This is a genomic window from Pseudomonas sp. LBUM1655 (assembly GCF_059716085.1).
In genome coordinates this window covers 5795719-5818228 of sequence record NZ_CP166801.1, presented here as the reverse complement: position 1 = coordinate 5818228, position 22510 = coordinate 5795719, and the positions used below count along the sequence as shown (strand labels likewise).

The 22510-nt window shown below is 60.8% G+C and carries 19 protein-coding genes and 1 pseudogene; 15 read left to right on the top strand and 5 right to left on the bottom strand.

Going from position 1 to position 22510, the window contains the following annotated elements; genetic code table 11:
• The first annotated feature begins 4 nt into the window (after positions 1-4).
• The 11 genes and pseudogenes from ACA074_RS26160 to madM all read left to right on the top strand — a co-directional run bounded on the left by ACA074_RS26160 (position 5) and on the right by madM (position 13870).
• Entirely contained in the window at positions 5-5929 is a 5925-nt protein-coding gene (locus ACA074_RS26160) for a hybrid sensor histidine kinase/response regulator (RefSeq protein WP_497678038.1), read from the top strand.
• Complete coding sequence (locus ACA074_RS26155) at positions 5922-6392, top strand: chemotaxis protein CheW (RefSeq protein ID WP_489879327.1); 471 nt, start codon at positions 5922-5924, stop codon at positions 6390-6392. The genes ACA074_RS26160 and ACA074_RS26155 overlap by 8 nt, the downstream gene beginning before the upstream one ends.
• 233 nt (positions 6393-6625) lie before the next feature.
• Entirely contained in the window at positions 6626-8296 is a 1671-nt protein-coding gene (gene mdcA / locus ACA074_RS26150) for a malonate decarboxylase subunit alpha (RefSeq protein WP_401269338.1), read from the top strand.
• Positions 8296-9168 carry a triphosphoribosyl-dephospho-CoA synthase gene (locus ACA074_RS26145; protein WP_497678037.1) on the top strand — a complete coding sequence of 291 codons (873 nt, stop codon included), beginning with the start codon at positions 8296-8298 and terminating at the stop codon, positions 9166-9168. Before mdcA ends, ACA074_RS26145 begins: the two co-directional genes overlap by 1 nt.
• Positions 9168-9467, top strand: a complete 300-nt coding sequence (locus ACA074_RS26140) for a malonate decarboxylase subunit delta (RefSeq protein WP_007913697.1) — start codon at positions 9168-9170, stop codon at positions 9465-9467. Before ACA074_RS26145 ends, ACA074_RS26140 begins: the two co-directional genes overlap by 1 nt.
• The gene (locus ACA074_RS26135; protein ID WP_497678036.1) at positions 9460-10311 is read left to right on the top strand and encodes a biotin-independent malonate decarboxylase subunit beta; all 852 of its coding nucleotides are present in this window, start codon (positions 9460-9462) and stop codon (positions 10309-10311) included. Before ACA074_RS26140 ends, ACA074_RS26135 begins: the two co-directional genes overlap by 8 nt.
• A complete protein-coding gene (gene mdcE, locus ACA074_RS26130) occupies positions 10308-11093 on the top strand; it encodes a biotin-independent malonate decarboxylase subunit gamma (RefSeq protein WP_497678035.1) in 786 nt (261 codons plus the stop codon). The genes ACA074_RS26135 and mdcE overlap by 4 nt, the downstream gene beginning before the upstream one ends.
• A complete protein-coding gene (locus ACA074_RS26125; RefSeq protein WP_497615517.1) occupies positions 11087-11707 on the top strand; it encodes a malonate decarboxylase holo-ACP synthase in 621 nt (206 codons plus the stop codon). Before mdcE ends, ACA074_RS26125 begins: the two co-directional genes overlap by 7 nt.
• Positions 11704-12624, top strand: a complete 921-nt coding sequence (gene mdcH / locus ACA074_RS26120; RefSeq protein ID WP_497678034.1) for a malonate decarboxylase subunit epsilon — start codon at positions 11704-11706, stop codon at positions 12622-12624. The genes ACA074_RS26125 and mdcH overlap by 4 nt, the downstream gene beginning before the upstream one ends.
• Positions 12625-12688: 64 nt before the next feature.
• Positions 12689-13104, top strand: a pseudogene (gene madL / locus ACA074_RS26115) (malonate transporter subunit MadL).
• Position 13105: 1 nt separating this feature from the next.
• Positions 13106-13870, top strand: a complete 765-nt coding sequence (madM, locus tag ACA074_RS26110; protein ID WP_401269319.1) for a malonate transporter subunit MadM — start codon at positions 13106-13108, stop codon at positions 13868-13870.
• A gap of 111 nt (positions 13871-13981) precedes the next feature.
• Here madM and ACA074_RS26105 read toward each other — a convergent pair whose 3' ends face one another.
• A complete protein-coding gene (locus tag ACA074_RS26105; RefSeq protein ID WP_497678033.1) occupies positions 13982-14896 on the bottom strand; it encodes a LysR family transcriptional regulator in 915 nt (304 codons plus the stop codon).
• Between the two features lie 210 nt (positions 14897-15106).
• Here ACA074_RS26105 and trhA point away from each other — a divergent pair, with 210 nt between their 5' ends.
• A complete protein-coding gene (gene trhA, locus ACA074_RS26100; protein WP_401269315.1) occupies positions 15107-15724 on the top strand; it encodes a PAQR family membrane homeostasis protein TrhA in 618 nt (205 codons plus the stop codon).
• A gap of 41 nt (positions 15725-15765) precedes the next feature.
• Here trhA and ACA074_RS26095 read toward each other — a convergent pair whose 3' ends face one another.
• Complete coding sequence (locus tag ACA074_RS26095; protein ID WP_489879334.1) at positions 15766-16485, bottom strand: 16S rRNA (uracil(1498)-N(3))-methyltransferase; 720 nt, start codon at positions 16483-16485, stop codon at positions 15766-15768.
• Positions 16486-16690: 205 nt separating this feature from the next.
• Positions 16691-18097, bottom strand: a complete 1407-nt coding sequence (locus ACA074_RS26090; RefSeq protein ID WP_497658244.1) for an adenosylmethionine--8-amino-7-oxononanoate transaminase — start codon at positions 18095-18097, stop codon at positions 16691-16693.
• A gap of 222 nt (positions 18098-18319) precedes the next feature.
• Here ACA074_RS26090 and ACA074_RS26085 point away from each other — a divergent pair, with 222 nt between their 5' ends.
• Entirely contained in the window at positions 18320-20089 is a 1770-nt protein-coding gene (locus ACA074_RS26085; protein ID WP_497678032.1) for a flavin monoamine oxidase family protein, read from the top strand.
• A gap of 9 nt (positions 20090-20098) precedes the next feature.
• Here ACA074_RS26085 and ACA074_RS26080 read toward each other — a convergent pair whose 3' ends face one another.
• Together ACA074_RS26080 and llpB are read right to left on the bottom strand one after the other, a co-directional pair.
• A complete protein-coding gene (locus ACA074_RS26080; protein WP_497678031.1) occupies positions 20099-20452 on the bottom strand; it encodes a hypothetical protein in 354 nt (117 codons plus the stop codon).
• A gap of 49 nt (positions 20453-20501) precedes the next feature.
• Entirely contained in the window at positions 20502-20996 is a 495-nt protein-coding gene (gene llpB, locus ACA074_RS26075; RefSeq protein WP_497678030.1) for a lectin-like bacteriocin LlpB, read from the bottom strand.
• 337 nt (positions 20997-21333) lie between these two features.
• Here llpB and ACA074_RS26070 point away from each other — a divergent pair, with 337 nt between their 5' ends.
• Together ACA074_RS26070 and ACA074_RS26065 are read left to right on the top strand one after the other, a co-directional pair.
• A complete protein-coding gene (locus tag ACA074_RS26070) occupies positions 21334-21885 on the top strand; it encodes a cytochrome b (protein WP_401269305.1) in 552 nt (183 codons plus the stop codon).
• A gap of 31 nt (positions 21886-21916) precedes the next feature.
• Positions 21917-22510, top strand: coding sequence for a YceI family protein (locus ACA074_RS26065; protein WP_401269302.1), 594 nt, complete (start codon positions 21917-21919; stop codon positions 22508-22510).

The window sequence follows — 22510 nt, the reverse complement described above, 5'->3', positions numbered from 1 at the left end:
GGTTATGGGTGATCGCCACGACTACGTGGCCCTCGAGTGGGTCAAAGGCGAAATTGCCGAAACGCTGAAACTGGCGCATCAGGCGATTGAAACCGTGCTCGATGATCCGCACGCATCCGGCGGGCTGGACGAGTGCCTGGCGTACATCCATCAGGTTCACGGCAGCTTGCAGATGGTCGAGTTCTACGGCGCCGCGCTGCTCGCCGAAGAAATGGAACATCTTGTCGAAGCCTTGCAGCAGGGTCGGGTCAGCCATCGCGACGAAGCCCTGCACTTGCTGTTGCAAGCCTTGGGGCAATTACCGATCTACCTCGACCGCGTACAGAGCGCCCGCCGTGATCTTCCTCTGGTCGTGCTGCCGCTGCTCAATGATTTGCGCAGCGCTCGCGGCGAAAGCCTGCTGTCGGAAACCAGTCTGTTCAGCCCGCAACTGCCCGAGCTGCCGCCGCTTGGCGAAGAGGCGCTGGCGCTGCTGGAACCGGCAGAGCTGCCGAATGTGCTGCGCAAGTTACGCCAGATGCTGCAAATGGCGCTGGTCGGTTTGCTGCGTGAGCAGGATGACCAGACGCACTTGGCTTATCTGGCGAAAGTCTTCACCCGTCTCGAAGCGCTGAGCGGTGACGCCCCGTTAAGTCCGTTGTGGCAGGTCGCATCCGCCTTGGTCGAAGGTATGCGCGAAGGCGTGATCGCCAACAGCCCGGCACTGCGCAGCCTGTTCAAGGACGCCGACAAGGAGCTCAAACGCTTGCTCGAGCAAGGCATGGCGGGCCTCAATCAGCCGCCCCCGCCAGAGCTTCTCAAAAGCCTGTTGTTCTATATTGCCAAAGCCGAACATCCCACCAGGCAGATGCTGACCATGAAAGATCGCTACTCCCTGGACGACGCCTTACCCGACAGCGCGATGGTCGATGAAGAACGCGCGCGCCTGGCCGGCCCCGACCGCGATGCGATGCGCTCGGTGCTGGCGGCGTTGTGCGAAGAACTGGTGCGGGTCAAGGAACGCCTCGACCTGTTCGTGCGCAGCGACCGCCAACATACGTCGGACCTGGAAAGCCTGCTGGCGCCGTTGCGGCAGATCGCCGACACCCTCGCGGTGCTCGGTTTCGGCCAGCCGCGCAAGGTCATCATCGATCAACTGGCGGTGGTGCTCAGCCTTGTCCAGGGCCAGCGTGAACCCAACGACGCGATCCTGATGGACGTTGCCGGCGCCTTGCTCTACGTCGAAGCGACACTCGCCGGGATGGTCGGCACCGTCGAGCCGGAAAGCCCCGAAGACTCGCGCCTGCCCACCACCGACCTGACGCAGATTCATCAGATCGTGATCAAGGAAGCGCGCATCTGCTTGCAACAGGCCAAGGACATGATCGTCGACTACATCGACGCCGATTGGGATCGCCAGCAACTGCAACCGCTGCCGGAACTGCTGACTCAGGTGCGCGGGGCGCTGGCGATGATTCCGCTGAGTCGTGCGGCGAATCTGGTCGAGGCCTGCAACGGTTTCATCCGCGAACATCTGCTGCTCGATCCGCACGAACCAGGCTGGCAGCAACTGGACAACCTCGCCGACGTCATCACCAGCCTCGAGTATTACCTTGAACGCTTGAGCGATGACCCGCTGGCGCCAAGCGAACAACTGCTGGATGTCGCGCAGAAGAGCCTCGCCAGTCTCGGTTATTTTGCAAACGAAGAGTCCAATGAGCAGCCCGGCGAACAGCGTGTGCCAGTGCTCGATGACGTGCTCAGCCCAAGCGAAGCACTGGTGATGCAGGACCTGCAGGCGCTGGACGACCCGGACATCGTGCAGTCGCTGGCCGATGTGTTGGCCAGCCCGGTGCCGGCGATCAATCCGCCCGCCGTGGTCACACCCGGCAGCCTGATGCCGCCACCGGCCGATGAAGAACCGGTGGACGACGAACTGCGCGAAGTGTTCCTCGAAGAGACCGATGAGGTACTTGAGGTTCTCCACGAATACCTGCCGCGCTGGACAGTCAATCCGCAGGATCGCGCCGCGCTGACAGAGCTGCGCCGCGCCTTCCACACCTTGAAAGGCAGCGGACGCATGGTGCGTGCGCTGATCCTCGGTGAACTGGCCTGGGCGGTGGAAAACCTGCTCAATCGCGTGCTGGAACACAGCGTCGAACCCGGCGCCGTGGTGCCGCAATTACTCACCGACACGGTGTTGCTGCTGCCGGAACTGGTCAGCGAATTCGCCACCAACAGCCAGCGTCAGCGCAGCGATGTCGATCAATTGGCGGCGCGCGCCCATGCCTTGGCCAAGGGGGACGAACCGCTGGCTGCCGAAGACGTCGATGACGTTGCGGCGCTCGATCCGCTGTTGCTGGAGATCTTCCGCAACGAAGCCGAAACCCACCTCGCCAGCCTCAATCGTTTCCTCGATCAAGCGGCCGAGCATGTTCCGCTGCCGGCCAGCGACGAGTTGCAGCGCGCTTTGCACACCCTCAAGGGCAGCGCGTCGATGGCCGGTGTGTTGCCGATTGCCGAACTGGCGGCATCGCTTGATCAATTGGCCCGAGAGTTCAAGGCCCATCAGTTGCCGCTCGATCTCGATGAAGTCGAGTTGCTGCTCGAAGCCGAAGGGCTGTTCCGTGTCGGCTTGCGCCAGCTCAAGCATGATCCGCTGGCGCCGATTGTCGGCGCGCAGTCGCTGATCAAACGCACCGATGCGCTGCTCGGCGAGCGTCTGGAAGCGATCCTCAATGCGCCGAACACTGGCCTGCGGATCAAGCACGATCCGCAACTGATCAACAACTTCCTTGCCCAAGGCATGGACATCCTGTTCGACGCCGAAAACCTTTTGCAGCGCTGGCAGCAACACCCCGGCGAACGCCAGGAACTCAGCGCGTTGCTGGATGAGCTGACCACCCTCGGTGAAGGCGCGCACTTGGCGGATCTGCTGCCGGTGGATGTTCTGTGCGAAGCCTTGCTCGATCTCTATGGCGCCGTGGAAGAAAGCAGCCTGGCGGTCAGCGACCGGTTTTTCCAGGAAGCGCAGTACGCCCACGAAGCGCTGATCAACATGCTCGACGAACTGGCCGCCGGCCAGGAAGTCACGCCGCAGCCGGAGCGCATTCGCGCCTTGCATGATCTGCTCGACGAAAGCCTCGACCCCTCGTCCATGGGCCTGATTCGCAGCGACGGCAGCCGCACCTTGAGCATCCGCGAACTGGGCGCGGCCACCGCCGAGCTTTCGCAAACCAGCGCTGCCCAGGAGCCGGACGACGAAATCGTCGAGATCTTCCTCGAAGAGGCAGTGGACATTCTCGACAGCGCCGAGCAAGCCTTGCAGCGCTGGCTGAGCGACCCGGACAACGCCGCGCCGCTGTCCTCGTTGCAGCGTGATTTGCACACCCTCAAGGGTGGTGCGCGCATGGCCGAAGTCGATGCCGTCGGCGATCTGGCCCAGGAGCTGGAAAGCCTTTACGAAGGTCTGGTCGATCGTCGCTACAGCCACAGCGAAGACCTTGGTCGCTTGTTGCACAAAAGCCATGAGCGTTTCACCCGGCTGCTTGAGCAACTGCAAAACCATCAGCCGCTGGAGCCGGCAGAGGATCTGATCGAAGCGCTTCGCCAGGTACGCCAAGGCTCGCCGACCCCTGCCGAAACGACGCAACCTGCCGTCGATCACGAAGGTGCCGGGCACGATCCCGAGTTGCTGGAGATCTTCCTCGAAGAAGGTTTCGACATCATCGAGAACTCCGGAGCCGCGCTGCTGCGCTGGCAGGCTGAGCCGGGCAACCGTCAGGAAGTCGAAACCCTGCTGCGCGACCTGCACACCCTCAAGGGCGGCGCGCGGATGGTCGAGATCGGCCCGATCGGCGACCTCGCCCATGAGCTGGAATACCTTTACGAAAGTCTCTCCGCCGGCTCGTTGCAAGCGTCTGGCGAATTGTTCGCGCTGGTGCAGCGCGGCCATGACCGACTGGCGCAAATGCTCGATGGCGTGCGCGCCGGGCAACCGTGTCCGCCAGCGGATCGGTTGATCAATGCGATCCAGAACTTCAGTCATCCCGTGACGCCTGAAGCGCCGCCGTTGCTGCCGCTGCCGGTTAAAACCGAGACCGCAGCACCGGCCGCCGACGCCGGCGCGGACATGGTCAAGGTCTCCGCCGAACTGCTCGACGAACTGGTCAATCTGGCCGGTGAAACCTCGATTTTCCGTGGACGCATTGAACAGCAAGTCAACGACGCGCAAGTCGCGCTCAACGAGATGGAAACCACCATCGAGCGCATGCGTGATCAGTTGCGCCGCCTCGATACGGAAACTCAGGGGCGCATCCTCAGCCGTCAGCAAGTCGACGGCGAACGCCTCGGTTACGAAGAATTCGATCCGCTGGAAATGGATCGCCATTCCCAGTTGCAGCAACTGTCGCGGGCGCTGTTCGAATCCGCCTCCGACTTGCTCGACCTCAAGGAAACCCTCGACCGCCGCAACCACGACGCCGAGAACCTGCTGCAACAACAAGGGCGGATCAACACCGAATTGCAGGAAGGCCTGATGCGCTCGCGCATGGTGCCGTTCGAACGGATGTTGCCGCGCCTCAAACGCATCGTCCGCCAGGTTGCCGAAGAGCTGAACAAAGACGTCGCTTTCGTCGTCGGCAACGCCGAAGGCGAGATGGATCGCAACGTGCTTGAGCGCATGGCCGCACCGTTGGAGCACATGCTGCGCAACGCCGTCGACCATGGTCTGGAGTCCACCGAGGTGCGGCTGGCGGCGGGGAAACCGGCGCAAGGGCAGATCAGCCTCGAGCTGTCCCGCGAGGGCGGCGACATCGTTTTCGACATCCGCGACGACGGTGCCGGTGTGCCGCTGGAAGCGGTGCGGAACAAGGCAATCAAACGTGGCTTGCTGGCGCCGGACGCCGAAATCAGCGACCGCGATGTGTTGCAGTTCATCCTCCAACCGGGGTTTTCCACCGCCGAAAAAATCACCCAGATCTCCGGGCGTGGCGTCGGCATGGACGTGGTGCATGAAGAAGTCCGCCAGTTGGGCGGCAGCATGAGCATTGATTCGGTGCCGGGGCAGGGCGTGCATTTCCGCATTCGCCTGCCGTTCACCGTGTCGGTCAACCGTGCGTTGATGGTGCAGTGTGGTGAGGATCAATACGCGATTCCGCTGAACACCATCGACGGCATCGTCCGCGTGTTGCCGAATGATCTGGATGGGCATTTCCGACTCGATCCACCGAGCTATCAATACGGCGGCCAACGCTATGAGCTGTGCTACTTGGGCGAGCTGCTGAAAACCGCGCCACGCCCGAAACTGCTGGGCCAGAGCCTGCCGTTGCCAGTGCTGCTGGTGCAGTACAACGACCGGCGCATCGCGGTGCAGGTCGACACCATGGCCGGGACTCGCGAGATCGTGGTCAAAAGCCTCGGCGCGCAATTCGCGGCGGTGCAGGGCGTGTCCGGCGCGACGATTCTGGGCGATGGCCGGGTGGTGCTGATTCTTGATCTGCTGGCGCCGATCCGCGCCATGCAGGCACCGGTTGCGCAGTATCCGATTCAACCGGATATCGACAGCGAACCGCAGAAACCGCTGCTGGTGATGGTGGTCGACGACTCGGTCACCGTGCGCAAGGTCACCAGTCGTTTACTCGAACGCCACGGCATGAACGTGCTGACCGCCAAGGACGGTGTCGACGCCATGCTCCTGCTCGAAGAACACATGCCCGACCTGATGCTGCTCGACATCGAAATGCCGCGCATGGACGGCTTCGAAGTCGCCACCCAGGTGCGCAACGACGAGCGCCTGCAACACCTGCCGATCATCATGATCACCTCGCGCACCGGGCAAAAACACCGCGACCGCGCCATGGCCATCGGCGTCAACGACTACCTCGGCAAGCCGTATCAGGAATCGGTGCTGCTCGAAAGCATTGCCCACTGGAGCAAGAAACATGCATGAGCGCCGCCACAACGCGCGTACCAGCCAACTCACCGGGCTGCTGCTGCCGCTGGCGGATCGTAACCTGATCTTGCCCAACGTCGCGGTGGCCGAGCTGATCGACTATCAGGCCAGCGCCTTCGATCTGGATACACCGCCGTGGTATCTGGGGCGCGTCATGTGGCGCGAGCGGCAGATTCCGTTGCTGAGTTTCGAGTCGGCGTGTGGGCAGAAAGTGGTGATTGGCGAGCGAGCGCGGATTGTGATTCTCAATGCGCTGGGTGGCTTGCCGCAGCTGAAATTCATTGCGTTGCTGGTGCAGGGGATTCCTCGGTCTTACAAGCTCGATAGCCAATTGAGCTATGTCGATGTGCCGTTGTGTGCGCTGGAACAGGCGGCGGTGCAGGTGGGGGAGCAAGTGGCGAAAGTGCCGGATTTGTTGGCACTTGAGCAGTTGTTGGTGGAGGCGGGCCTGGTCCACTGATCCAGAGTTTTTAGTGGTCTGACTGGCCTCTTCGCGAGCAGGCTCGCTCCCACATTGGATCACCAGTGAACACAGATCAGGTGTACGACACAGATCCCCTGTGGGAGCGAGCCTGCTCGCGAAGAGGGCCTGAACCATTACGCTGAGCGTAATGAATCACCACCGCGCTTGATTGATGCCCCCACCCCACACGCCTAACTTAGCTCCACGACAGCGAACCCCGTGGAGTGAGCATGACAACAACAATTTCCCCCGACTCGCGCTGGACGCGGCGGCGTGACGAGAAGCAGCGTCGCCTCGACAAGGTGCGCGGGCTGGCCGACGGTGTGGTGTTGCCCACCGACAAGATCGTCGCCGCGCTCGAAGCGCTGATTCATCCCGGCGACCGAGTGGTGCTGGAGGGCAACAACCAGAAGCAGGCGGATTTTCTTTCTCGCTCGCTGGCCAAGGCTGATCCCGAGAAGCTCCACGACCTGCACATGATCATGCCCAGCGTCGGCCGCTCCGAGCACCTCGACCTGTTCGAGCGCGGCATCGCCCGCAAACTCGATTTCTCCTTCGCCGGCACCCAGAGCCTGCGCATCAGCCAGTTGCTTGAAGATGGCTTGCTGGAAATCGGCGCGATCCACACCTACATCGAACTCTACGCCCGGCTGGTGGTGGACCTGATCCCCAACGTCGTGCTCTCGGCCGGTTTCATGGCCGACCGCGCCGGCAACATCTACACCGGCCCGAGCACTGAAGACACCCCGGCACTGATCGAGCCGGCCGCGTTCAGCGACGGCATCGTCATCGTCCAGGTCAACCAGTTGGTCGACGACGTCAGCGAATTGCCCCGTGTGGATATTCCGGCGTCGTGGGTCGATTTCGTCGTGGTGGCCGACAAGCCCTTCTACATCGAACCGCTGTTCACCCGCGACCCACGGCACATCAAGCCTGTCCACGTGTTGATGGCGATGATGGCGATCCGCGGGATCTACGAAAAACACAACGTGCAGTCGCTCAATCACGGCATCGGTTTCAACACCGCGGCCATCGAACTGATCCTGCCGACCTACGGCGAATCCCTCGGCCTCAAAGGCAAGATCTGCCGCAACTGGACGCTAAACCCGCACCCGACGTTGATCCCGGCGATTGAGAGCGGCTGGGTCGAAAGCGTGCATTGCTTCGGCACCGAACTGGGCATGGAAAATTACATCGCCGCGCGCCCGGATGTGTTCTTCACCGGCCGCGACGGCTCGCTACGTTCCAACCGGATGTTCTGCCAACTGGCCGGGCAATACGCGGTGGATCTGTTTATCGGCGCGACGTTGCAGGTTGATGGCGATGGCCATTCCTCGACCGTCACCCGTGGCCGTCTCGCCGGTTTCGGTGGCGCGCCGAACATGGGCCATGACCCGCGTGGCCGCCGTCACGGCACGCCGGCATGGCTGGACATGCGCCACGACGACTCGCCGCAACCGATGCTCGAACGCGGCAAGAAACTCGTGGTGCAAATGGTCGAGACCTTCCAGGAGGGCGGCAAACCGACCTTCGTCGAAACCCTCGATGCGGTGGAAGTGGCGAAGAAAAGCGGCATGCCGCTGGCGCCGATCATGATCTACGGCGACGACGTCACCCACCTGCTCACCGAAGAAGGCATCGCCTATCTGTACAAGGCGCGTTCGCTGGAAGAGCGCCAGGCGATGATCGCCGCTGTCGCCGGCGTCACCGCCATTGGCCTGCGCCACAACCCGAAAGACACCGAACGCATGCGCCGTGAAGGCCTGATCGCCTTGCCCGAAGACCTCGGCATCCGCCGCACTGACGCTACCCGCGAACTGCTGGCGGCGAAAAGCGTGGCCGATCTGGTCGAGTGGTCCGGCGGCCTCTACAACCCGCCCGCCAAATTCAGGAGCTGGTAATGCACGCACTTAACCTGCAAGCGAAACCGATTTCCCTGGCCGAGCGATTGGCGGACATGGCGGTGGATGCGTTGATCGACGAAGCGGATCTGTCGCCGAAACCGGCGCTGGTCGACCGTCGTGGCAACGGCGCGCACACCGATCTGCACTTGGGCCTGATGCACGCCTCGGCGCTGTCGTTGTGGCCGGCGTTCAAGGAGATGGCCGAAGCTGCCATTGAAGTCGGCGAGATCAATCAAACGCTGCGTGAAAGCATTGGCCGCATCGGCCGTGAAGGCGAGCAAGCGATGCTCGCGACCACCAACGGCGTGAACACTCATCGCGGTGCAATCTGGGCCTTGGGCCTGTTGGTGACCGCCGCCGCGCTCGAAGCGAAATCCACAGGCGCCAACGCCGTCACCCTGCGCGCTGCACGTCTGGCGCTGCTCGATGATCGTTTTGCACCTCGTCCCCTGAGCCACGGTGCACAAGTCGCCCTGCGTTACGGCGCTCGCGGCGCCCGAGAGGAAGCGCAACTCGGCTTCCCGTCCGTGCTGCAACGTGGTTTGCCGCAACTCAAGCGCAGCCGCGCAAACGGCCACGGCGAACAGAACGCCCGGCTCGACGCCTTGCTCGCGATCATGACTGACCTGGCCGACACCTGCGTGCTCTACCGCGCCGGCGAACAAGGCCTGCACGCCATGCAGCAGGGCGCGCAAGCGGTGCTCGACGCCGGTGGCAGCGCCAGCCTCAGCGGTCGCCGGCGCCTGCATGAACTCGATCAACAACTCATCGCATTGAATGCCTCGCCCGGTGGCGCCGCCGACTTGCTCGCCGCCACGCTGCTGCTCGACCGAATCGAGTGCGACGGCACCTTTCAGGGAGCGTTTTGATGGAAACCCTATCGTTTGAATTCCCCGCCGGGCAGCCGCCTCGCGGTCGGGCGCTGGTCGGTTGTGTCGGCTCGGGTGATCTGGAAGTGCTGATCGAACCGGGGCTGGCCGGCAAGTTGACGATCAACGTGCAAACCTCGGTCAACGGCGCACAGCTGCGCTGGCAGCATCTGTTTGCGCGGATGTTCGACGGCACCACGCCGCCAGCCATGGCCATCGATATCCACGATTTCGGCGCGACGCCGGGTGTGGTGCGTTTGCGCCTGGAACAAGGTTTCGAGGAGATCGGCCATGACTGACAGCGCAGCGCTTCTCCATAAACACAGCTTCGTCGAACTCGGCGCGCGGCAACGGGCGAAAGCCTTGCTTGATGCCGGCACCTTTCGCGAATTGCTCGATCCTTTTCAACGGGTGATGTCGCCGTGGCTAGAACGCCAGGGCGTGGTGCCGCAAGCCGATGACGGTGTGGTGATCGCCAAGGGCAGCCTCGACGGTTTGCCGGTAGTGATCGCGGCCATCGAAGGCGCGTTTCAGGGCGGCAGCCTCGGCGAAGTCGGCGGGGCGAAGATTGCCGGTGCACTGGAACTGGCCGCCGAGGACAACCGCAACGGCACTCCGACCCGCGCCGTGTTGCTGCTGGAAACCGGCGGTGTGCGGCTGCAGGAAGCCAATCTCGGCTTGGCGGCGATTGCCGATATTCATGCGGCGATTGTCGACTTGCAGCAATACCAACCGGTGGTGGGTGTGGTCGCGGGCAGCGTCGGCTGTTTTGGCGGCATGTCGATTGCCGCAGCGCTGTGCAGCTATTTGCTGGTGACCCAGGAAGCACGCCTGGGCCTGAATGGCCCGCAGGTGATCGAGCAGGAAGCCGGGATCGAGGAATACGACTCCCGCGACCGGCCGTTTATATGGAGCCTGACCGGTGGCGAGCAGCGTTTTGCCAGTGGCTTGGTGGATCGGTTTGCCGCCGATGATGTGGCGCAGATTCGTCAGCAGGTCGGCGAGTTGCTGCAACAAGGCTTGCCAGCCCAACCGCGCAGTCAGCGGGCCGAGTGGTTCCTGCAACGGCTGGCCAGCCTGGACACTGACAAGCAAATCGAGCCTTCGGTGGTTCGCGATCTGTATCAAGGAGAGCGCTCATGAGTGGTTATTCATTGCGCGGTTTGAACTGGTTCAACGCGTTGAGCGCGGGCGCGAAAGCTGTAGAAGGTTTGCCGCCCTCGTTGAAGGTTGCCGATGCTGAACTCGGGCGTTTTATCGCCGTGGTCGCTGACCCTGACAACCGTTTCCCCCGTGCCCGTAACGGCGAAGTCGGGTTGCTGGAAGGCTGGGGCCTGGCCAAAGCCGTCGACGATGCGATCAACGCTGACCGCGACAAACCGCAAAAGCGTCCACTGATTGCCATCGTCGATGTACCGAGCCAGGCCTACGGCCGTCGCGAAGAAGCCCTCGGCATTCATCAGGCGCTGGCCGGTGCGGCGGACAGTTATGCCCGCGCACGCCTGGCCGGGCATCCGGTGATTGCGCTGCTGGTGGGCAAAGCCATGTCCGGTGCGTTTCTCGCCCACGGCTATCAGGCCAACCGCTTGATCGCCCTGCGTGATCCCGGCGTGATGGTGCATGCGATGGGCAAAGCATCGGCGGCGCGGGTGACTTTGCGCAGCGTCGAAGAACTCGAAGCACTGGCAGCCAGCGTGCCGCCGATGGCCTATGACATCGACAGTTACGCCAGCCTCGGGCTGCTTTGGGAAACCCTGTCGGTGCAGCAGATCGAACAGCCGACAGCCGAGGATCTGACGCGAGTGACCGAGTGCTTGAAGCAAGCCATCAGCGATGTCACTGGCAATGATTTGAGCGGTCGCCTCGGTGCTAAAAATCGTGAAGCGTCCAGTCGCGTGCGTGAACTGTTGAGGGCGCAGTGGTGAATACGCCTCTGGCCCACGATCTGCTCTGGGGCATGACCCCGGCGCAGCTACCGGCGGATGCGCCGCAGTGGGCAGTCGAGTCGCTCAGCGCCGGGCAACCGGTGGTGGTGCGCCGTGCGTTAAGTGCTGAGGGTTTCGTGGCAGTGGGCGTGCGCGGTGTGTTACGCGAGCAGCGCTTGGCGGCGTTCATGGCGCTTGATTCGATTGGCTGTCGTGTCAGCCCCGAGGCGCTGTGTCGGGTCGACAGTGAACGTGATCTGCCGGCCATGTGCGCCCTCAAGCAATTGCGGCCGATGCTCGATGATTGCGGTTGGATCTGGGGCGTCAGCGGCAGTGCCGGATTTGAACTGGCCAGTGGTTTTGCGGCGATGCATGAGGGCAGCGATCTCGATCTGATCCTGCGCACACCGCAACTGATGACCCGCAATCAGGCGCGCAAACTGGTGGCGCTTTTCGATCAGGCAGTGTGCCGGGTCGACATGCAATTGCAGACGCCGTTCGGCGCCGTAGCCCTGCGTGAATGGGCCAGCACTTCGGCGCGGGTGCTGCTGAAAAACGCGCATCAGGCGTGTCTGGTAGTAGACCCGTGGAACCCGCAGGAGCAGGCAGCATGAGCAGTCTGTTGGTGTTCCCCGGTCAGGGCGCACAGCAACCGGGCATGCTCCAGCGTTTGCCTCGGGAAACGTTGACCGAGGCCAGTGATGTGCTGGGTGAAGATGTCTTGCTGCTTGATTCTGCCGAAGCGCTGCGCAGTACAAGGGCAGTGCAGCTCTGCCTGCTGATCGCCGGTGTCGCGGCTTCGCGACAGTTGTTGCAGGACAGTTTGAACGCGGACTATGTCGCGGGCCTGTCCATCGGTGCTTACTCCGCAGCGGTGGTGGCCGGGGCCTTGAGCTTCAGTGATGCGCTGCATCTGGTCAGCCTGCGCGGTGAGTTGATGCAACAGGCTTATCCACAGGGCTTTGGCATGACTGCGATCATCGGTCTGCAACTGTCCACAGTCGAAACGTTGCTGGCGCAAGTTCACAGCGCCGTAACGCCGGTTTATCTGGCCAATATCAACGCCGATAACCAGGTGGTGATTGCCGGCAGCGACAAGGCGATGCAAGCGGTGGCCGAACTCGCGCGCAGCCGTGGCGCGGGTCTGGCGAAACGTCTGGCGGTCAGCGTGCCGTCGCACTGTCCGCTGCTGGAAAAACCGGCGCAAACCCTCGCCGAAGCGTTCGCCAAAGTACAACTGCAAGCCCCGAAAATCGCCTACCTGAGCGGCAGCCGCGCGCGCCCGGTAATCAAGGTCGATGCCCTGCGCGATGACCTCGCGTTCAACATGTGCCGCGTCGTGGATTGGCGCGGCACCGTGCAAAGCGCCTACGAGCGCGGCGTGCGGCTACAGATCGAACTGCCGCCCGGTGCGGTGCTGACCGGGCTGGCGCGCCGGGTGTTCGAGCAAGGCACCGTCACTGCCTTCGACAGTGCTCGCCTCGACACCTTGCAGGCGCTGTTGCGTGAGGAGGGAAGCCGCCGAACCTAAAACGCCGACTCAAGCTTCGAACAACAAAAACAACATTCGACGATGCACTTTGAGGACTACAACAATGATTATTTACGGTGTGGCGCTGCTGGCGATCTGTACGCTGGCAGGGGTGATCATGGGCGACATGCTCGGCGTGTTGCTGGGCGTCAAATCCAACGTCGGCGGGGTCGGCATCGCGATGATCCTGTTGATCTGCGCGCGGTTGTGGATGCAGAAACGCGGCGGCATGACCAAGGAGTGCGAGATGGAGTCGGCTTCTGGGGCGCCATGTACATTCCGGTGGTGGTGGCGATGGCCGCGCAACAGAACGTCGTCACCGCGCTGCACGGCGGCCCGGTGGCGGTGCTGGCGGCGATCGGTTCGGTGGTGATTTGTGGTTGCACGATTGCCTTGATCAGCCGCACCCACAAGGGCGAACCGTTGCCCGACGAACTGGCGGAAATCTCCCCGGTCGGCACGCCGGTAGGGGGTCGCTGATATGTGGGATCTCATCGAAAAAGGTCTGGAACATAACGGTCTGATCACTGCCTTCGCTTTTGTCGGCGTGATCATGTGGGTCTCCGTGGTTCTCTCCAAGCGCCTGACCTTCGGACGCATTCACGGCTCGGCGATTGCCATCGTCATCGGTCTGGTGCTGGCGTGGGTCGGCGGCACCATGACGGGCGGGCAGAAAGGTTTGGCGGATCTGACGCTGTTCTCCGGCATCGGCCTGATGGGCGGGGCAATGCTGCGTGATTTCGCGATTGTTGCCACCGCGTTTGAAGTGCAGGCGACCGAGGCGAAAAAGGCCGGGATGATCGGGGTGATTGCGTTGTTGCTGGGCACGATCCTGCCGTTCATTGTCGGCGCGAGCATGGCCTGGGCGTTTGGTTATCGCGATGCGGTGAGCATGACCACCATCGGCGCTGGCGCGGTGACCTACATCGTTGGCCCGGTGACCGGTGCGGCGATTGGTGCGAGTTCGGATGTGATGGCGCTGTCGATTGCCACCGGGTTGATCAAGGCGATTCTGGTGATGGTCGGCACGCCGGTCGCGGCGCGCTGGATGGGCCTTGATAACCCGCGTTCGGCGATGGTGTTTGGCGGGTTGGCCGGGACGGTGAGTGGTGTGACTGCCGGGCTGGCGGCGACGGATCGGCGGTTGGTGCCTTATGGGGCGCTGACGGCGACGTTCCACACCGGGCTTGGATGCTTGCTTGGGCCTTCGTTGTTGTTCTTTATTGTTCGCGCGATTGTTGGCTAGGTTCGGGTTTTGAGTCGTCTGGGCTGACGCCTTCGCGAGCAGGCTCGCTCCCACAGGGAAATGCATTCCAACTGTGGGAGCGAGCCTGCTCGCGAAGGAGACGACTCGGTCTCAAGCCTGCCGATTGGCATACATCCGACACTCCGCCAGCAACGCCAGCAAATTCGGATCGCGCTCCTTGGCCTTCAGAAACACCACGCCAATGTGCTGCTGCAGCCGGTACTTCTCCTGCAGCGGAATCAGCTTCACCCGATTCTCATACACCGCCGCAATTCGCCCTGGCAGCAACGCATAGCCCACCCCGGAACTGACCATGCTCAGCAGTGTGAAAATGTCGTTCACCTGCATTGCCACCTTCGGCTCGAACCCCGCCTGCTTGAACACCCGGTTACCGTCCTGATGGGTGGCGAAGCCTTGGGTCAGGGTGATGAAGGTTTCGTCGCGAACGTCTGCCAGATCCACTTCACTGCGCTGGGCGAACCGTGAATCCGCTGGCGTGGCGAGGAAGATGTCGTCGGAGAAGAGCGCAATCTGCTCGCAGTCCGGGTCGTTGATGCTGTCGTCCAGCGACACCAGGATCGCGTCGACTTCCATGTTTTTCAGCTTGTAGAGCAGGTCGATGTTCGAGCCGAGGATCAGGTCGATGTTGAGTTCGCTGCGGCGGATCTTCAGGCCCATGATCAGTTGCGGCACGGTCTTCACCGTCAGCGAGTACAGCGAGCCCAGCTTGAAGCGTTCTGCGGAGAACCCGGCGGCTTCGCGGGTCAGGCGCACGCTTTCGACCACGTCCTGAATCAGCTTCTGTGCGCGTTCTTCCAGCACATAGGCACTTTCCAGCGGCGTCAGGTTGCGCCCTTCGTGTTTGAACAGCGGGCAGCGCAGGGCGCTTTCCAGCGAATGAATCGCGCGGTGCACGCTGACATTGCTGGTCTGCAACTCCGCAGCGGCGCGGGCCAGATTGCCGGTGCGCATGAAGGCGAGGAACACCTCGAGTTTTTTCAGGGTCAACTCTTCATCGATCAGCATGGCGCGGACTCTTTTTGGAATGCGTCGATTGTGCCTTGAAGATCAAAAGATCGCAGCCTTCGGCAGCTCCTACCTTTGGAATGCGAGCTTCCTGTAGGAGCTGCCGAAGGCTGCGATCTTTTGATCCTGAGGTTGAACAGAAACATTGCGCTTTTACGCTCAAGGCCCGAGCCTTGCGCGCTGCGGTAACGAATTTGAGGTGAGCGATACATGTATCACGGGGAACGATTGAACGCCTGGACGCATCTGGTCGGGGCGGTGGCGGCTTTTATCGGTGGGGTGTGGATGCTGGTGATTGCCAGCCTGGATGGCAGTCCCTGGAAGATTGTCAGTGTGGCGATTTACGCCTTTACCTTGCTGGTGCTCTACAGCGCATCGACCGTGTACCACAGCGTGCGCGGGCGCAAGAAAGCGATCATGAAGAAGGTCGATCACTTTTCGATCTACCTGCTGATCGCCGGGAGTTACACGCCGTTCTGTCTGGTGACCCTGCGCGGGCCGTGGGGCTGGACGCTGTTCGGGATTGTCTGGGGGCTGGCGCTGATCGGTATTCTGCAAGAGATCAAACCGCGCTCCGAGGCGCGGATTCTGTCGATTGTGATCTACGCGGTGATGGGCTGGATTGTGCTGGTGGCGGTCAAGCCGTTATTGGCGGCACTGGGCACCACCGGTTTCGCCTGGCTGGCCACGGGCGGGGTTTTGTACACCGTGGGGATTATCTTTTTTGCCCTGGATCACCGATTGCGGCATGCGCACGGGATCTGGCATCTGTTTGTGATTGCCGGGAGCTTGCTGCACTTTGTGGCGATTATGTTTTACGTCTTGTAGACCGAGGTGCGACTAATCGCTGGCTTGCCAGCGATGGCGCCCTAGAAATCACCCCAAAGTTGCTGGGCCACCGCCAGTGCAACCACCGGCGCGGTCTCGGTACGCAACACTCGCGGTCCGAGGCGGGCCGCGTGGAAACCATTGCCCTTGGCCTGCTCGACCTCGGCATCGGACAACCCACCCTCCGGCCCGATCAGGAACGCCAGTGTCGAAGGTTTTGCATGGCTCACCATCGGCTCAGCCACTGGATGCAGTACTAGCTTCAGATCAGCTTCAGTCTGCTTGATCCAGTCTGCCAACAGCACCGGCGGATGAATCACCGGCACCCGCGAGCGCCCGCATTGCTCACAAGCGCTGATCGCCACTTGGCGCCAGTGGAGCAGGCGTTTGTCGGCGCGTTCGTCCTTCAGGCGCACTTCGCAGCGCTCACTGAAGATCGGGGTGATTTCAGTGACGCCCAGTTCGGTGGCTTTCTGAATCGCCCAGTCCATTCGCTCGCCACGGGACAGGCCTTGGCCGAGGTGGATTTGCAGCGGCGATTCGATCTGACCGGCAAGTTGTTCGTCGATCTGCACGACGACGCGTTTTTTGCCGACTTCCACCAGCGATCCGCGAAACTCATGGCCGGAGCCGTCGAACATCTGCACCGCATCGCCCTCGGCCATGCGCAGCACGCGGCTGATGTAATGCGCCTGGGCTTCCGGCAATTCGTGTTGGCCGGTGCTCAGCGGGGCGTCGATAAAGAAGCGGGACAGTCTCATTTCGGGTCTCTAAAAAATGGCTCATAGTCGCTGTGGTACAGAGCTTATGTGGCGAGGGGATTTATCCCCGATGGGGCGCGGAGCGCCCCCAAAATCAGCAACCGAGTTCTTCAGTTGAAAAGTGCGATCAGGGATTGGGGCGGCTTCGCCACCCATCGGGGATGAATCCCCTCGCCACAGGGTTCTAGTCAAACCATCAATCCAATCAGCCCGGATCACGGAAACCGGGATGGAAATCTTTCGGCACCGCCACGCTGACGCTCTCACGCGTAGCGATGTCGATGCCTTCGCTGGCGACGTCGGCGAGGAAGTCGATCTGCTCCGGGGTAATCACGTAGGGCGGCAGGAAATACACCACGCTGCCCAGCGGACGCAGCAACGCGCCACGCTCCAGCGCATGCTGGAACACCTTCAAGCCGCGACGTTCCTGCCAAGGGTAGGCCTCTTTGGTGGCTTTATCCTTGACCATCTCGATGGCCAGCACCATGCCGGTCTGGCGCACTTCCGACACGTTTGGGTGGTCGACCAGGTGCGCGGTGGCCGACGCCATGCGTTGGGCGAGCGCCTTGTTGTTCTCGATCACGTTGTCCTGCTCGAAGATATCCAGCGTCGCCAACGCAGCCGCACAGGCCAGTGGGTTGCCGGTGTAGCTGTGCGAGTGGAGGAAGGCGCGCAGGGTCGGATAGTCGTCGTAGAACGCGCTGTAGACCTCGTCGGTGGTCAGGCACGCCGCCAGCGGCAGGTAGCCGCCGGTCAGGGCCTTGGACAGGCAGAGGAAGTCCGGACGGATACCGGCCTGTTCACAGGCGAACATGGTGCCGGTGCGGCCAAAGCCGACGGCGATTTCGTCGTGGATCAGGTGCACGCCATAACGGTCGCAGGCTTCGCGCAGCAGCTTGAGATACACCGGGTGATACATGCGCATGCCGCCGGCGCCCTGGATCAACGGTTCGACGATCACGGCTGCAACGCTGTCGTGATTCTCAGCCAGTGTCTGTTCCATCGCCGCGAACATATTGCGCGAGTGTTCTTCCCAGCTCATGCCTTCGGGGCGCAGGTAGCAATCCGGGCTCGGCACCTTGATGGTGTCCATCAGCAGGGCTTTATAGGTTTCGGTGAACAGCGGCACGTCACCGACTGCCATCGCCGCCATGGTCTCGCCGTGGTAGCTGTTGGTCAGGGTAACGAAGCGCTTCTTGTTTGGCTGGCCGCGATTGAGCCAGTAGTGAAAGCTCATTTTCAGCGCGACTTCGATGCAGGACGAACCGTTATCGGCGTAGAACACCCGGTTCAGGCCTTGCGGCGTCATCTTTACCAGACGCTCGGACAGCTCGATCACCGGTTGATGGCTGAAGCCGGCGAGAATCACGTGCTCCAACTGATCGACCTGATCCTTGATGCGCTGGTTGATTCGCGGGTTGGCGTGGCCGAACACGTTGACCCACCAGGAGCTGACCGCGTCGAGGTAGCGCTTGCCTTCGAAGTCTTCGAGCCAGACGCCTTCGCCGCGCTTGATCGGGATCAGCGGCAGCTGTTCGTGGTCTTTCATCTGGGTGCAGGGATGCCACAGCACCGCGAGATCGCGTTGCATCCACTGGTTATTCAGGCCCATTTTCAGTCTCCTCGAGGCGGCTCGCGTCAGGCGCGGGCGAACAATCGCGCAAGCCTATGCAATGCATCGCGCGGGGACAACCCATTGTGTCGATTGAGCTACTTTGTATGAGCCGATAGACGTCGCTGGCGGCGTTTTGATGGCTAACGTATTCTTCGCGGTTCTTTGGGTCGTCTGACCCGCAAAACTGCTTTTTCCTATGTGTTTTCCGGAGTTCGCTGAATGTCTGTCGGTTGGCTGCGCGCCTGTGCGCTGGTGATGTTGGGGCTGTTCAGCGTTACGGCGCTGGCCAAGGATAAAACCGCAATCGTGATCGGTGGCGGCCTTTCGGGTCTGACCGCTGCTTATGAGCTGCAAAACAAAGGCTGGCAGGTGACGCTGCTGGAAGCCAAGCCAGGCATGGGCGGTCGCTCGGGCATGGCCACCAGCGAATGGATCGGCAACGACAAGACGCAGCCGGTGCTGAACAAGTACGTCTCGACCTTCAAACTGGGCACTACGCCGGCACCGGAATTCGTGCGCACCCCGGGTTATCTGATCGACGGCGAGTATTTCTCCGCCGCTGATCTGGCGACCAAGCAACCGGCCACTGCCGATGCCTTGAAGCGCTACCAGAAAACCCTCGATGATCTGGCGCGTTCTATCGACGATCCGCAAAACCCGGCGGCGACCAGCACCCTGCACGCGCTGGACCAGATCAACGTGTCGAACTGGCTCGACAAGCAAAACCTGCCAGCCACTGCGCGCCAGTTGATCAACCAGGACATCCGCACTCACTACGACGAACCATCGCGTCTGTCGCTGTTGTATTTCGCCCAGCAGAACCGCGTCTATCGCGGCATCTCCGACCGTGACCTGCGCGCCTCGCGTCTGGTCGGCGGCAGCCAGGTGCTGGCGCAGGCCTTCGTCAAACAGATCAAGACCATCAAGACCAACTCACCGGTATCGGCCATCAGCCAGGACAAGGATGGCGTGACCGTCAAGGTCGGCAGTGTCGGTTATCAGGCCGATTACGTGGTGTTGGCCGTGCCGCTGCGTGCGCTGAGCAAGATTCAGCTGACGCCTGCGCTGGATGCCCAGCATATGGCGGCGATCAAGGGCACCAACTACGGCTGGCGCGACCAGATCATGTTGAAGTTCAAGACGCCGGTTTGGGAAAGCAAGGCGCGTATGTCCGGCGAAATCTACAGCAACGCAGGTCTGGGCATGCTCTGGATCGAGCCGGCGCTGAAGGGCGGCGCCAACGTGGTGATCAACCTGTCCGGCGACAACTCCCGTGTGATGCAGGCGTTCGGCGACAAACAGATGGTCGATCAGGTGCTGATCCGTCTGCACGCGTTTTATCCACAGGCCCGTGGCTCGTTCACCGGTTATGAAATTCGTCGCTACAGCACCGACCCGTCGATGGGCGGCGCTTACCTGGCCTACGGCCCGGGCCAGATCAGCAAGTTCTGGCGTATCTGGGAACGTCCGCTGCAACGCGTAGCGTTCGCCGGTGAACACACCGACACCTTGTACCCGGGCACGCTGGAAGGCGCTCTGCGCACTGGTCAGCGTGCGGCCAGCCAGGTTGAAGATCTGGCGGCAGGCAAGTCGTTCGAACCGGCCAAAGTGGTTCCGGCCGCTGCAGCGGCAGGCGCGGCGGGTGCCGTGGCGGCGAAGAAGGGCAACTTCTTCAGCAACCTGTTCGGCGGTTCGGATGACGACAAGAAGCCAGAGCCAGCCAAGGCCCCGGAGCCGGCTCCAGCACCCGTTGCTCCAGCGCCTGCGCCAACCCCGGCACCTGCGCCAGCTCCGGTGGAAGCACCGAAACCAGCGGCCCCGGTAAAAGCCGAGCCAGCCAAGAAAGCAGCGGCCAAGCCTGTGGCGAAGAAGCCGGCGGCCAAGACCGAAGCGAAAAAAGCTCCGGCCAAACCGGCGGTAAAAAAGGCTGAGCCGGCGAAGAAACCCGCGGCCAAGCCTGCTGCAACGACAGAGACCAAGGCGCAGTAAGCCTTCGCTTCAACAAAAAACGCGGCCAAATGGGCCGCGTTTTTTTTCGCGTTCATTCGCGATCAGATGAGTGGAAATCACGTTTTTTTTGCCCAATGCCGGCGATCCTTCACAGATATCGGAAACATCCCACAAATTATTCGGAAAGGATTGATTGATCGCAGCTTGGCGCACGCCATAGGCTCCAAAAAAACTTGGAGCATCTATGAAAATAACGATATTGCTGATTCTGTTAGTTGCACTTGCTGGGTGTGTATTAGGTGAGCACAGAGACCCATTAAAAATTCCGATGATACCTAGGAATGATCCTGAATTAGCACACAAATGCAAAATGGATCCGTTTAAGCCGGAGTGCTCGGTCAATTAGCCGCATACTCTCGGAGTATTAGTTTAAGCACTCAAGGTTTGAAGGTCATGGGAGATCCCATATGAAAATTGGAATACCCTGAAACAAGACCTTGAGCGGCTTTGGCTTAGGAAATCTACCAGGGACAAACCCCCAGCGGGCCCAACACAGTTTCCCCGTTCGTCCGTCATAGATCACTAGATTTCCATCATCCTGAAGGATGAGGTGAGCGTTGTACCAAAGTGATTTATCTGTGCTGTGGTTGCCTTCCGCGATCCATAAACGCTTTCGCGAAGGATCGTATAGGAAACCGTTATTACTGATGACGAATTGCAGAGGCTCGCGCATTCTCTTTTGATGGAGTGTTTTACTGTAAGCCTGATTGCTATCTGCAATCCAGGCGACAGCCTCTCCATCTTTAATTACTAGATTTCCATCACTCTGCAATAGCAGACGGAATCGTCCATTTTCGGATTGCAGGTATTGCCCCGCTGTCATCGTTTGATTAGGAGGTAATACCGGCGATCCACTTGCTTGAAAGGGAGTGTATCGTAGTGCCATGTTTTCACCTGTTAAATGAATGACTGAGGTTTCATTTGATCAGGTTCAAATTCGCAATCTGCAATACATATATATACAGTTAAAATTTTTGTCCTTCGTGGTGGTGTATTGAGAACCGACTGGCGAGGCCCATGCCTCGGATCACGCCGGAGAAAAGCGGGGGAGGATCTGCCAGCCTTTTTGAACCACGCCACGTCAAAATCGCGTTTAATCTTTCCTTAACACGTCACTTTCAAACTCTTCATCGTATTTCTCGATATTTCAAAGCGAAATTTTCCGCTTTAATTCGATAGATAACTCGCTAGTCTTGGTTCGCAGTTCTCACAGGATTTGGGCAATGCAGCTACGTAACTCTTCTTCGCGCTATGGTTGGGTCAGCATCTTCATGCACTGGGGCGTGGCGCTGGTGGTCTTCGGACTGTTCGCGCTGGGTCTGTGGATGGTTGGGCTGGATTACTACAGCAGCTGGCGCAAAGACGCGCCGGATCTACACAAGAGCATCGGTCTGGTGCTGCTGGGTGTGATGGTGTTGCGGGTGTTGTGGCGCTTTATCAGCCCACCGCCGCCAACGCTGCAAAGCTACAGCCGCATGACTCGTATCGGCGCCAGGTTCGGCCACGGGTTTCTGTATGTAGGGCTGTTCGCTGTGATGCTTGCCGGTTACCTGATTTCCACCGCAGACGGTGTCGGGATTCCGGTGTTTGGCCTGTTTGAAGTTCCTGCACTGGTTTCCGGGCTACCGGATCAGGCAGATACCGCTGGGGTGATTCATCTCTGGCTGGCGTGGGCGCTGGTAATTTTTTCCGGTCTCCATGCGTTGGCAGCATTGAAGCACCACTTTATCGATCGTGATGCGACCCTCACTCGAATGCTGGGTCGCAAAGCCTGAAGTTCAACCTCGACTCAAAGGAAAAGAAAGCATGTTGAAAAAGACTCTGGCCGCTCTGGCAATCGGTTCTGCCGTGCTGTCCGCCAACGTAATGGCCGCTGACTACACCGTCGACAAAGAAGGTCAGCACGCCTTCGTTGACTTCAAGATCAGCCACCTGGGCTACAGCTTCATCACCGGTACTTTCAAAGACATCGACGGCAAGTTCAGCTTTGACGCTGCCAAGCCTGAAGACAGCAAAATCGAGTTCAACGTCAATACCGCCAGCGTATTCACCAACCATGCCGAGCGCGACAAACACATCGCCAGCGCTGACTTCCTGGACGTGAGCAAGTTCGCCAAAGCGACCTTCGTCTCTACCAGCGTCAAGCCAACCGGCAAGAATGCCGACGGCAAGGTCACTGCTGACGTGACCGGCGACCTGACCTTTCACGGCGTGACCAAGCCAATCGTGGTCAAGGCCACTTTCCTGGGTGAAGGCAAGGATCCATGGGGCGGCTACCGTGCCGGTTTCGAAGGCACTACCAGCATCAAGCGCTCTGATTTCGGCAAGATGATGGTTCTGGGTCCACAGTCCGATAACGTCGATCTGTACATCACGTTTGAAGGTGTCAAAGCGAAATAA

Excerpts from the sequence above, each read along its gene's own strand:
- ACA074_RS26160 (WP_497678038.1), top strand. The coding sequence starts at position 5 with ATGGGTGATCGCCACGACTACGTGGCCCTCGAGTGGGTCAAAGGCGAA.
- ACA074_RS26155 (WP_489879327.1), top strand. The coding sequence starts at position 5,922 with ATGCATGAGCGCCGCCACAACGCGCGTACCAGCCAACTCACCGGGCTG.
- mdcA (WP_401269338.1), top strand. The coding sequence starts at position 6,626 with ATGACAACAACAATTTCCCCCGACTCGCGCTGGACGCGGCGGCGTGAC.
- ACA074_RS26145 (WP_497678037.1), top strand. The coding sequence starts at position 8,296 with ATGCACGCACTTAACCTGCAAGCGAAACCGATTTCCCTGGCCGAGCGA.
- ACA074_RS26140 (WP_007913697.1), top strand. The coding sequence starts at position 9,168 with ATGGAAACCCTATCGTTTGAATTCCCCGCCGGGCAGCCGCCTCGCGGT.
- ACA074_RS26135 (WP_497678036.1), top strand. The coding sequence starts at position 9,460 with ATGACTGACAGCGCAGCGCTTCTCCATAAACACAGCTTCGTCGAACTC.
- mdcE (WP_497678035.1), top strand. The coding sequence starts at position 10,308 with ATGAGTGGTTATTCATTGCGCGGTTTGAACTGGTTCAACGCGTTGAGC.
- mdcH (WP_497678034.1), top strand. The coding sequence starts at position 11,704 with ATGAGCAGTCTGTTGGTGTTCCCCGGTCAGGGCGCACAGCAACCGGGC.
- madM (WP_401269319.1), top strand. The coding sequence starts at position 13,106 with ATGTGGGATCTCATCGAAAAAGGTCTGGAACATAACGGTCTGATCACT.
- ACA074_RS26105 (WP_497678033.1), bottom strand. The coding sequence starts at position 14,896 with ATGCTGATCGATGAAGAGTTGACCCTGAAAAAACTCGAGGTGTTCCTC.
- trhA (WP_401269315.1), top strand. The coding sequence starts at position 15,107 with ATGTATCACGGGGAACGATTGAACGCCTGGACGCATCTGGTCGGGGCG.
- ACA074_RS26095 (WP_489879334.1), bottom strand. The coding sequence starts at position 16,485 with ATGAGACTGTCCCGCTTCTTTATCGACGCCCCGCTGAGCACCGGCCAA.
- ACA074_RS26090 (WP_497658244.1), bottom strand. The coding sequence starts at position 18,097 with ATGGGCCTGAATAACCAGTGGATGCAACGCGATCTCGCGGTGCTGTGG.
- ACA074_RS26085 (WP_497678032.1), top strand. The coding sequence starts at position 18,320 with ATGTCTGTCGGTTGGCTGCGCGCCTGTGCGCTGGTGATGTTGGGGCTG.
- llpB (WP_497678030.1), bottom strand. The coding sequence starts at position 20,996 with ATGGCACTACGATACACTCCCTTTCAAGCAAGTGGATCGCCGGTATTA.
- ACA074_RS26070 (WP_401269305.1), top strand. The coding sequence starts at position 21,334 with ATGCAGCTACGTAACTCTTCTTCGCGCTATGGTTGGGTCAGCATCTTC.
- ACA074_RS26065 (WP_401269302.1), top strand. The coding sequence starts at position 21,917 with ATGTTGAAAAAGACTCTGGCCGCTCTGGCAATCGGTTCTGCCGTGCTG.